Origin of the sequence: Phytoactinopolyspora halophila (assembly GCF_003287285.1) — a bacterium.
GTDB lineage: Bacteria > Actinomycetota > Actinomycetes > Jiangellales > Jiangellaceae > Phytoactinopolyspora_A > Phytoactinopolyspora_A halophila.
Genome location: NZ_QMIG01000022.1, coordinates 82,285 through 92,790, shown reverse-complemented (window position 1 = coordinate 92,790; position 10,506 = coordinate 82,285). Strand labels below are relative to the sequence as shown.

The 10,506-nt window shown below is 63.2% G+C and carries 10 protein-coding genes; 4 read left to right on the top strand and 6 right to left on the bottom strand.

The features are described 5' to 3' along the window. Positions 1–219 precede the first annotated feature (219 nt). The 5 genes from DPM12_RS17740 to DPM12_RS17720 form a co-directional block, all read right to left on the bottom strand. On the bottom strand, positions 220–1,416 hold the full coding sequence (locus DPM12_RS17740) for a Gfo/Idh/MocA family protein (protein WP_112259684.1): 1,197 nt from the start codon (positions 1,414–1,416) through the stop codon (positions 220–222). A gap of 106 nt (positions 1,417–1,522) precedes the next feature. Further along, positions 1,523–2,587: a substrate-binding domain-containing protein gene (locus tag DPM12_RS17735; RefSeq protein ID WP_112259683.1), complete on the bottom strand. Its 1,065-nt coding sequence runs from the start codon at positions 2,585–2,587 to the stop codon at positions 1,523–1,525. Positions 2,588–2,660: 73 nt separating this feature from the next. Next, complete coding sequence (locus DPM12_RS17730; protein ID WP_211659099.1) at positions 2,661–3,743, bottom strand: ABC transporter permease; 1,083 nt, start codon at positions 3,741–3,743, stop codon at positions 2,661–2,663. Next, a complete protein-coding gene (locus DPM12_RS17725; protein ID WP_112259689.1) occupies positions 3,740–5,224 on the bottom strand; it encodes a sugar ABC transporter ATP-binding protein in 1,485 nt (494 codons plus the stop codon). Before DPM12_RS17725 ends, DPM12_RS17730 begins: the two co-directional genes overlap by 4 nt. A gap of 499 nt (positions 5,225–5,723) precedes the next feature. Further along, a complete protein-coding gene (locus DPM12_RS17720; RefSeq protein WP_112259682.1) occupies positions 5,724–6,719 on the bottom strand; it encodes a hypothetical protein in 996 nt (331 codons plus the stop codon). 55 nt (positions 6,720–6,774) lie between these two features. On the opposite strand from DPM12_RS17720, the gene DPM12_RS24535 reads away from it, so the two are divergent. From DPM12_RS24535 to DPM12_RS17700, 4 genes are read left to right on the top strand one after another with little or no spacing between them, the layout of a single operon-like run. After that, positions 6,775–7,164 (top strand): FDXHR family putative zinc-binding protein, encoded by a 390-nt coding sequence (locus DPM12_RS24535; RefSeq protein WP_425467609.1) that lies wholly within the window; start codon positions 6,775–6,777, stop codon positions 7,162–7,164. A gap of 47 nt (positions 7,165–7,211) precedes the next feature. Then, complete coding sequence (locus tag DPM12_RS17710; protein ID WP_158542940.1) at positions 7,212–8,159, top strand: tyrosine-type recombinase/integrase; 948 nt, start codon at positions 7,212–7,214, stop codon at positions 8,157–8,159. 2 nt (positions 8,160–8,161) lie between these two features. Beyond that, positions 8,162–8,380, top strand: coding sequence for a hypothetical protein (locus tag DPM12_RS17705; RefSeq protein ID WP_112259679.1), 219 nt, complete (start codon positions 8,162–8,164; stop codon positions 8,378–8,380). After that, the gene (locus DPM12_RS17700; protein WP_112259678.1) at positions 8,377–8,598 is read left to right on the top strand and encodes a hypothetical protein; all 222 of its coding nucleotides are present in this window, start codon (positions 8,377–8,379) and stop codon (positions 8,596–8,598) included. The genes DPM12_RS17705 and DPM12_RS17700 overlap by 4 nt, the downstream gene beginning before the upstream one ends. 769 nt (positions 8,599–9,367) lie before the next feature. Here the strand turns inward: DPM12_RS17700 and DPM12_RS22940 are convergent. Further along, positions 9,368–10,360, bottom strand: coding sequence for a hypothetical protein (locus DPM12_RS22940; protein ID WP_123788315.1), 993 nt, complete (start codon positions 10,358–10,360; stop codon positions 9,368–9,370). Positions 10,361–10,506 lie beyond the last annotated feature (146 nt).

The following is a 10,506-nucleotide window of genomic DNA, read 5'->3' as shown; positions in this document are numbered from 1 at the left end:
ACCGCCAACACAACCGACACACCACCAGCCACCACACGCTTCAAACAACGCACCACAAACTCCTTAGCGATCGAGAAACACGGCACACACTCCGCAACCGGACGAGACCCACACATCACGTCGAGTCACGTTCCGGCGTCCGTGCTTGGTCGCCCCCGTTGTCAGCTCCTGGTCAGAAGACATCCCTCCTCGCGCGCCCTGCTCGCGTCACCACGGCCATCAGCCACCCACGACGGTCCACGCGCTGTCCTTGGCGGCGCTCTGTTCCACGGCTGCCAGCACCTGCTGCACGCGCAGACCGTCATCGAACGTCGGCTCCGGACCGCGCCCGTCTGCCAGGGCGGTTACCAGGTCGACGGCCTGATGGGTAAAGCCGTGCTCGTACCCCAGCAGGTGTCCCGGCGGCCACCACGCCGCGAGGAACGGATGGTCCGGCTCGGTGACGAGAATTCGCCGGAAGCCCGCCGTCTGAGACGACTCGGAGTCGTCGTAGAAGTGCAAGACGTTCATGTCCTCGAAGTCGAACGCCAGCGACCCCAAGGAACCGTTGATCTCGATCCGGATGGCGTTCTTGCGCCCTGCCGCGTACCGCGTCGCCTCGAACGTGGCCAGTGCTCCCCCGCTGAACCGGCCCGTGAACACGGCCGCATCATCCACGGTCACGTCCGCCAGCGGAGCGTCCCCGGCGTCGACATGCCCGCCGAGTTTCACCTCCGCCGCGGGTTCGGCCGCCGGGCGCTGCTTGACGAACGTTTCCATCAGCGCGCTCACACCGGTGATCTGCTCACCGGTGATGAATTGGGTCAGATCCACGATGTGCGCGCCGATGTCCCCGAGCGCCCCCGATCCCGCACGCGACTTCTCCAGCCGCCACGACATCGGCGCCTGCCGATCCACCAGCCAGTCCTGCAAGTACTGCGCGCGCACGTGCCGGATCTCACCGATGCGGCCCTCGGCCACCAGGTTTCGCGCGAGAACGATCGCGGGCACCCGTCGATAGGTGAAGCCGACCATGGCCCGCACGCCCGCCTGGCGAGCACGGGCCGCTGCGGCCGCCATCTCCGCCGCCTCACTCACCGAATTCGCGAGCGGCTTCTCGCAGAGCACGTGCTTTCCGGCGTCCAGCGCCGCGATCGCGATCTCGGCATGGGTGTCTCCCGGCGTGCACACGTCGACGAGGTCGACGTCGTCGCGCGCGAGCAGGGCGCGCCAGTCGCTCTCGACATGCTCCCATCCGAACTTGTCCGCGACGGCCGTGGCGGCCTCGACGTTGCGGCCCGCGAGAGCAGCCAGGCGCGGCACCAGGGGCACGTCGAAGAAACTCCGGACGTTGCGCCACGCGTGCGAGTGGACGACTCCCATGAAGGAGTACCCCACCATGCCGATCCCGAGGGTCGCTGTGCTGTCGTCAGTCATGAAAATGGTTCCTTAGCTCGTATTTCGCGAGAGATTCGCACGGACGTGGAGATGGCCGACGGGGTGCCCGCTCTCCCCGGCGAGCGGGCACCACCCCCGATCGCAATCAGGACTCAAAGCAGCGCTCCATGTGCTGGTCGACGTTGTCCGCCGTCACGACGGGAGCGTCGAGCACGATGCGCCGCGGCACCGCCACCTGGACCAGGTCGGACATTCCCTTGCCCTGCGCGATCAGCCGGGCCAGCCGGATGCCGTCCGCCGCCTGCGTCGGCGGGTACAGCACGGTCGCTTCCATCTCGCCGTCCTCGATCCAGCGCATCGCGTTGCACGAGCCCGCCCCGCCGATGAAGAAGAACTCGTCACGCCCGGCGTTGTCGAACGCCGCTTTCACGCCGACGCCCTGGTCGTCGTCGTGGTTCCAGATGATGTCGATCTCCGGCGCGGCCTGCAGCAGGTTCGACGCCTCCGCCTCGCCGCTCTCCACGGTGAATTCGGCCGCCACCCGGTTGTCGACCTCCTCGCCGCAGTTACTCAGCGCCTCGGCGAAACCGTCGGAGCGGTCCTGGGTCAGCGGCAGCGCGTCGATCCCGGCGATCTCGGCGATCACCGGGTCGTCGATGTCGTGCTCCTCGATCAGTTGGCACGCGTACGTTCCGGCAGAGACCCCCATGCCGTAGTTGTCGCCCAGGATGGTGGTGCGCGCGGCGAACGGGCTGGAGAATTCCCGGTCGACGTTCACCACGGGGATGCCCGCATCCATCGCCTCCATGGCGATGTCGGTGAGGGCCGCGCCATCGGTCGGCAGCAGCACGATCGCGTCGACGCCCTCGTTGATGAACGTCTCCACCTGCTGAATCTGCAGGCTCGCGTCGTTCGTGCCCTCGGCCGCGCGCAGGTTGATGTCGTCGTACTTCTCGGCCTCGTCCAGCGCCGAGCTGTTGATCGCGGCTAGCCAGCCGTGGTCGGCTTCGGGCCCGGACCACGCGATGGTGACCTCCTCGCCCATCTCGTCGTTGGAACTCCCGGCCGCCTGCTGTTCGCCCTCGTCGTCGGAACTGGCCGGCTCGTTGCTGGTACAGCCGGCAACGAGAGCCGTGGCTATCGCGAACGCGCCCGCCGTGATGAGCAACCGCCGGGGTGAAGGGGATCGGTGAATGGTGCTGTGGAGCATCGGGGGTCTCCTCGAAGTCGGGTCGGGTGGGTGTGGAGGTTGCGCTGGTCGGGGGCGGATGGGCGTGGGACGGTCAAGGTCCGCCGTTTCGGGCGGCCACCCGCTGCTGCAATAGGACCGCGACGACGATGATCGCGCCCTTGGCCACGGCCTGTGTGGAGGTATCGAGGTTGTGGAGGGTGAAGACGTTGGTGAGCGTGGCGAGGATCAGCACGCCGAAGACGGTGCCGACGATCGTGCCGCGCCCACCGGAAAGCAGCGTCCCCCCGATCACCACGGCGGCGATCGCTTCCAGCTCCCAGAGCATGCCGTGCGTGGACGTGCCCGTGGTGGTCCTGGCCACCATCATCAACGCCGCGATCCCGCAGGCCACACCGACCAGCGCGAACACCACCATGGTGTGCCGCTTGACCCTGATGCCCGCCAGCCGAGCCGCCTCCGCGTTCCCGCCGACGGCGAGCGTGCGCCGGCCGAACGTGGTGCGATTGAGCAGGACCCATGCGGCCGCCGCCACCAGGGCAAAGATGATCACCAGCACCGGCAGCCCGAACACCTCGCCGCCGAAAAAGTCGAGGAAGCCCTGGACCTCAGCGATCTGGTTGCGCTTCCCGGAGATCATCTCGGCCAGCCCGCGAGCGCCGACGAGCATGGCGAGCGTCACGATGAACGAGGCCATTCGCCCGTACGCCACCAGGATGCCGTTGATCAGGCCACAGCTTGCCCCCACCGCCAGCGCGGTGATCACCATGGTGACCCAGTGGAAGTCCTCGGCCATCCGCTGAGATGCCAGGGTCGTCGCCCAGACCGAGGCCAATGCCATGATGGCACCGACCGACAGGTCGATGTGCCCGGCCGCGATCACGAACGTCATGCCGATACTGACCACGCCGAGCGCTGAGGCGAAACGCAGGATGGTCAGCGTGTTGTCCACCGTGGGGAACCGGTCCGGCGCGGTGGCCACACCGATGACGACGACGATGAGCAGCGCGAGAACCAGGCCGAGGTTCCGCCCGGCCGAACCGGACATCAGGCGTCGCAAGGCGGACTGGGTGCCACCGGCCTCGGCCGCGGACTCGAGCCGCGCGTGCTCGTCCTCGCTCGGCGGCGCCGTCGGAGCAGCGGGCTGACCGCTTTCCGGAGTGGTCCTCTCGCTCACGTGACGCTCCCTTCCATCACCAGGTCGAGGACCTGGTGTTCGTCGATCTCCCCGGCTGGCCCGGTATGAACCACACGGCCCTCGCGGATCACCAGCACCCGATCGGCCAGTCCGAGCACCTCCGGGATTTCGCTGCTCACCATCACGATCGCGACGCCCTGCGCCGCGAGCTCCCGGATCAGGTCGTACAGCTCGGAGCGCGCACCGACGTCCACGCCCCGGGTGGGCTCATCCAGCAGCAGCACGTCGCACCCCGTGAGCAGCCAGCGACCCAGCACCACCTTCTGCTGGTTCCCGCCGGACAGCGTGCGTGCCTCCCGGCTGGGATCCTGCGGGCGGATGTCCAGCCGGTTCACCTGCTCGGTCGCCGCACTGCGTTCCGCAGCACGGTCGATGAACGATGCGTGGGCAAACCGCGGCAGCGTCGCCAGGGTGACGTTGTTCGCCACCGACTCGGCCATGAGCAGCGCCTGGCTCTTGCGCTCTTCCGGGCAGAGACCAACTCCGGCGGACACGGCAGAGCGCACCGAGCCGGGCCGCAGCCGCCGGCCGTGGACCGTCACCGTTCCGGAGGTGGACTTGCGCGCCCCGTAGATGGTCTCGATGATCTCCGAACGGCTCGAGCCCACCAGGCCGGCGAGCCCGACGATCTCCCCGGGCGCCACGTCGAAACTGACATCCTGGAACTCACCTTCCCGGCTCAGCCCGCTCACCCGCAGCACCGGCTCGGCCTCGTCGTCGCGTTCGACACGGTCCGGGAAGACGTACTCGAACGTGCGCCCGGTCATCAGCCGGATGACCTCGGACGTGGGCGTCTCGCCAGCCGGGAGGCCGGTGGCCACGGTTCGGCCGTCCTTGAGCACCGTCACCCGGTCACCCACCTCCCGGATCTCTTCCAGCCGGTGCGAAATGTAGATGACGGCGACGCCATCAGCGGTAAGGTCACGGATCACGCCGAACAGCCGGGCGACCTCCTCCTTGTCGAGCACCGCGGACGGCTCGTCCATGACGATCAGCTTGACGTCGTGCGACAGCGCCCGCGCCATACTCACGATCTGCTTGCCCGCCGCGGAGAGACGTCCCACCTCGGTGTTGGGCGAGATCTCCGGATGTCCCAGCTGCCCGAGCAGCGCCCGCGCGGCCCGGTCGGTGCGCCAGCGCCGGGTGAAGCCAGCGGTGGCCATCTCCTGACCAAGGAAGATGTTCTCCGCGACGGTCAGCCCATCGACGAGGTCGAGCTCCTGGTAGATGGTGGCGATGCCGAGGCGCATGGCCGCCATCGGATCGGCGATCCGCGCGTTCTCGCCGCGCCATTCGACGGTCCCCGCATCGGGCTGGTGCGCGCCGGACAGCACTTTGATCAGCGTTGACTTGCCCGCGCCGTTCTGGCCAAGCAGGCAGTGCACTTCGCCGGCACTCACGTCCAGGTCGATACCGTCCAGAGCACGCACACCCGGGAAGCTCTTGACGATGCCACGCATCCGCAACAGCGCGTCGGTCACGGCATACCTCCTGTCGATTCCCCTACGCCTGCCTCCGGGCCGCATGGCAGCGGGCTCGGGCCGCGCCGCCGACACGCGGGCTGGTCGGCCGACGCCGGGCCGGCGCCGGCGAGGAGCACACCGTCGCGCATCCGGGCGTCCCCCTCTCGCGTCGCTACACCGTGCCTAGACGCGGGGGCCGTGACCTGCGTCACGCACCTTCCGTCTAATGGTCAAAAAAACTAGGCAGCTTACGAACAGAAGTCAAGAGTCTTTTGCCTGTTGCCTTGCTGTTACACGAGGCGAGGGGCGAATTTTGTCGCGAAAGAGGAGGGCACACGCGTGGGTGTCGTCGCGCCATCACGTGATCGTTGACCATCGTGCACATGTCCATGTCGGCGATCGTTGATGATCAACGCGGGATAGCCAGCGCCGCCTGACATGACGATGCCCCGGGGCGTCGGGCCCCGGGGCATCGCCATATCAGGCAAAAGTGCTGCTAGTCACGCCGCCCTCGAGATCGGAGGGCGACGATGCGCACGTCGGCCTCGCCCAGCACGGGGTGTTCCGCCCGTACCCGGATGGCGCCCGGCCGATCCGGCCGGCTTCTGATCCAGATCGCCCCCACGCCCCCGTTCGCGCCGAAGTCGAACGGGTTGTCGCCCACGAGGTCTCCCGGACCCTCGACGGTCAGCGACAGCTCGCCCTCGACATACGGCCGTGGCGAGCCATGCCGATCGACCGCCCGGAACCAAACCCGGGTGGCGTCCGATCCGTCTGCCCGGATCTTCGGGTCGTCGACATCCATCGCCAGATGATCGCCCCCGGGATCGGCCGCGAACTTGCGGGTCAGCACTCGCTCCTCGCCGACATAGCCCTCTATTCGCAGGTCACCAGCCGAAGCGCCGTCGACGGTCAGATCGACGAAGGACGGTGGGTAGGGCAAGTACGGGAATTTTGCCACCGCCGGCGTGACCGCCGCGTGGTGCCGGTCACCGACGTATATCTCGAGCCGGTCACAGTTGGAGCAGATCATCGCCTGCGGACCGGGCCCGTCCTGCGGTGACTTCGGACCGAAATCCCAGTAGAACGCCGGCTCCACGACCGGACGTATTCGGGGATCGACCTGGGCACGGTAGATCCCGGCACCGAGTTTCGGCATACGGAACGTGTCGAGCACGCCGTTCCACTTCAGACCCTCGTATATCCGGTTGCCGCCGTTAATCGATTGATAGTCGATCGCGGACCAGGCAACCAGCCCCGCATATCGATCGTCGCTCCCGGCCTGGTTGTGAACCTGCGCGTGCAGATATGCCTGGCGCGCCTGGACATCGGCGGAGTCGATGTGCCGGTAGAGCGGCGCACCGTTGAGCGAGCCCACCGATTCGGTCACGTAGTACGGGATGTCCGGAAGCGGCGGCCGCAACGTCGCCACCTCGTCGGTACCCAGGTAGTTGTTGTAGGCGAAGACCGCATGACCTTGCGCACGGTTCACAAGTTTGACAATATTGCCTTGCAACAACCTTGCCTACCGTGCGGGAGGAAGATCAATGAACCTTGTCCATGAGTGCGGCGCCGCTTGGAGCGGCGATGTTGTAGAACATTGCGGTGCATGCTGCCAGACCTTTGGCAGCACTGAGGCTGGTGATGCGCACCGTGTTGGCAAACACGGGGTCACCAAGGGACCTGATCGTCGTCGCTGCCTGACCGAGGACGAGATGCGCGCCAAGCGCATCAAGTCCGGCAGCCGTAAGGGTGAGCCGTGGTTCGACACCAAGATCAATCAGTTTGGAGCCACAATCTGGATCCGGAGTCACCCCCGAGACACCCGCTGGGACATTGGTGGAGACATTCAGGATCGGCTGGAACCAGTCCCCGTGTGTGATGGCCCGGGGAAGGGGCCTCAAGCCCTCACAGATGCGATGGCGAGGGCCGTCTAATGCCACGAAAAGTTCGGCTTCATGAGGCTCGTGATGAATACGGTCAGATGCTCAAGCTCAGAGTAAAGCCAGTAACGTACAAAACAGCCTGGTGTGTAGTTAAAAACTTCGTAAATGTCGCAGGGGACATTTACGCCAGCAATCTCCAGCCAAAACACGTTGAAGCGTGGCTGGGCGCGAACAGCGATAGTTGGAAACCAGCGACGAAGCAAATGTATGTTGCGCGTATTGGGCATTTTCAACGTTGGCTCAAAAGTCGTGGGTATATAGATCCCCTCACTGACATCATCGAGGACTTCCGGCATCTGAAAACTTCACGAGGCCAACAACTGTTTGTGCCATCAAGCAGGTTTGATGAGTTGCTGGATGTTGCCGAACGGCAATGCGCTCGTGATCGCGCATTGGTGGCTTTGGGCTTGTACTCGTTGGTGCGACGCAGCGAGATGATAAATATTCGCTGGGGTGATATTGAGGAACGAATTTCGATCTATCGCACCAAGACAGATGATGTGGATTCGTTGCCTATCTCGAAATACCTGGAACCAGAGCTGAACCGGTGGCGGTCCCACCTATGCCGGTTGTTGCAAATCACGGCACCAGACCCACGGTGGCCAGTTATTTGCGCCCTGCAAAATAAAGACCCTCGCGCAGCCAGCGATGAGACATATGTGCCAGATCGTGCTTTCATGAATCCGGGTAGGCGCGTTTGGACAGCGCTTACCACCCTTGGTTACACGGACAAGGGGTTGGGCACTCACACACTACGACGTAGCGGTGCGCATGCCATGCTTGACGAGTTGATCGAGAAGGGCGTGGGTCAGGATATGGCTTTGATCATTGTCAAAGAGATGCTCGGACACGCTGACGTATCTATGACCATGACGTATCTCAACTGGAGGGCGCATCGGCGTAAGCGGGACGAGATCGTAGCCAACCTCGGATCAGACGCGGTACCCTCTCACGATAACAAGGTTGTGCAGTTGAGAGCCGGGTAGCCATGGAAAAGACCGTGCTGGTGTGCGACCTGTGTGGCGCTGAGGGCGCCACCAGGGTCGTCACCACCATTGACAACAGTCCAGTCACAAGCGATCTCTGTCATGAGTGCATCGAGCCACTGCTGGAGATCCGGCAGGCTGGCAAGACGCAGATCCGTGAGGACGCGGATGTCCTCACGTATGACGAGTTTCTCTCGTTGTCGGGAGGGGAGGCGCCATGAGGGTGTTGAAGATCATTGGGGGGTTCGTTGCGGGGTTCATCCTGGCCGTGTTCGTTACCAGCCTCGGGTGGACGCTGTTCGTGGACGGCGGCCGACCATCAAGCGATCTTATGGGGGTCGTAACTATCGTGTTCGGCATCGCCGGTGCGGCACTTGTGGCACGTCGCACGGAGCCTGCACGCCCGGCCAAGGCTCCAAAGCTCAAGCATTCGATCTGAACGCAAAAGACCCCCCGCACCTCCGAAGAGGTGCGGGGGATTGCGTGAAGGCGAGGGGTAAGGTAGGCTACAACCTAGTTCCTCATCAAATGAGGGTGAGTCCTGTGCGGCTGTAGTCGCAGTTTGCGATTCTCTTACTCCCCGCGCAAGCGGGGATGACTCGCGTATGGGTGTCGCAAATCAGTGCGGCGGGTCGCGTTTCCCCGCGTAAGCGGGGGTGACCCAAGGGTTGCAATAACTTAGACGTGCTCCCCGCGTATGCGGGGTTGGAGGCATGGCCCGGAAGCGGGGCACCTAACCAGGTGCCCCGCTTTTGTTACCCTCGGTCTAGCTTGAGGAAGTCAGTTTCCACGTTTTCCGGAGACAGCCGAGAGGCGATCGCCGCGCCAACGGCGACCACTCCAGCTGCCACCTCGTTGGTGACGTCCATGACAGCCGCCTCGAAAACACCGAGAAGTCCGGCTGTCGACAGGCCGCCAACGAGCGTGCCTAGTTCATGACGGATGCGCTTAACGAAATCGCGCAATTGAGTTCTCCTATGAGTTGTTGATCCAGAGTCCGTCTACGAGAAAATGCCATCCGAGCCAGAGGTACAGGCCGACGGCGAGAAAGTAGGCCAGATCCTGGGTTTGGAAAAGTGGGCGCAGATGTGCAGTCAGTTCTTGGCCTGGATGCTTCCACAATGTGTAGGTTTCCCACACGACGAAAAACAGGATCCACAGGATCCAGCCCCATGTGAGGTGATCCAGACGCCAGGAAGACCACGAGGTCACGAGGCCGTTCCCTCCGCAATGCGTTCACCGAGTTCGTCGGCGACGTCGTCGGAAATTTCCACCGGAACCGCAGCGCGGACCGCATTTATTAGCTCATCGACTTCTTCGTCGGTCAAGACCTGGCGATCCTGCATTGCGTTTTCGATACGGGTTACAAGTTCCCAGATTTGACCAATAGCATAGTGGTAGCTCGAATCGCCCCCATTGGGGCGATCGACCACGGTCGTCTGGCGCAACCGGTTGGCCGACTCCTGGGCATACAGGAGGGCATGCCGCATCGTGTTGTTGTTGTCCGAAATGTACGATGGGTGACGATACGTCCACACATCTTCCGGGATGTCCTTGGTGTTCTGGTGGACATCAGCGTGCAAGCGATGCCACAGTCGTTCGATGGTGTATCGGATCGACCAAGCCTGCCCGGAGATCGACGTGATGCCAGCACTGGGGTCATGCAAAACTTCGCGGACAGCTTCTTTGACGTCTTCTTTGGTGGCCATACTGAGCCAATCTCTCCCGGGTAGTCCGTTCTTTACGTATTTCTTGAATCGACGATTGATTTCAGGCAACCAGGCCATGACCTGATCGCCGGGGCATGATTTCCACGCAAACTTGCGATGTGGTAGAATCTTGGTTGCCTTGCTTTCGCCGGAAAGTACCAGCGAAGCAAAATAGCGGGCAGCAGATTCGGCTTCAACCTCGCCAAATAAGTCACTTTCCATGCCGACATAAGCTAAGGCGTGCCCATAAGCATTCAGATCATATGGAAAACCGTTCACACTCTTGTCGTTAATTGTGTGAGCGCCCTTGCGGCCTTTAGGCTGGCCTTCATGAACTTCGCCGCCTTTATGCAAGAGTGCAATATAAGACATACGAGTGTTTGAGAATCGTTGAGCGCCAATGCGCTCAACGACACGAGACCGGCGATTCAGGCTGCCTGTTTGATGTGTGACGGTAATGTGCATGAAAAGGTAGCGGCCAGGCAAATACATGCGATTACTGGAAACAGGGTATTGTGAACCCCACTCCGGGCGCTTTTTAACCTTGATGCCTGACCTCTTGAGTAGATCAAGAGAATAGGCCACTATTAACCCCCGAGGATTTGTGTATTTTCCAACCAAGCGCCAAGGCCACCAAT

Excerpts from the sequence above, each read along its gene's own strand:
- DPM12_RS22940 (WP_123788315.1), bottom strand. The coding sequence starts at position 10,360 with ATGTATTTGCCTGGCCGCTACCTTTTCATGCACATTACCGTCACACAT.
- DPM12_RS24535 (WP_425467609.1), top strand. The coding sequence starts at position 6,775 with ATGAACCTTGTCCATGAGTGCGGCGCCGCTTGGAGCGGCGATGTTGTA.
- DPM12_RS17725 (WP_112259689.1), bottom strand. The coding sequence starts at position 5,224 with ATGCGTGGCATCGTCAAGAGCTTCCCGGGTGTGCGTGCTCTGGACGGT.
- DPM12_RS17740 (WP_112259684.1), bottom strand. The coding sequence starts at position 1,416 with ATGACTGACGACAGCACAGCGACCCTCGGGATCGGCATGGTGGGGTAC.
- DPM12_RS17700 (WP_112259678.1), top strand. The coding sequence starts at position 8,377 with ATGAGGGTGTTGAAGATCATTGGGGGGTTCGTTGCGGGGTTCATCCTG.
- DPM12_RS17735 (WP_112259683.1), bottom strand. The coding sequence starts at position 2,587 with ATGCTCCACAGCACCATTCACCGATCCCCTTCACCCCGGCGGTTGCTC.
- DPM12_RS17705 (WP_112259679.1), top strand. The coding sequence starts at position 8,162 with ATGGAAAAGACCGTGCTGGTGTGCGACCTGTGTGGCGCTGAGGGCGCC.
- DPM12_RS17710 (WP_158542940.1), top strand. The coding sequence starts at position 7,212 with ATGCTCAAGCTCAGAGTAAAGCCAGTAACGTACAAAACAGCCTGGTGT.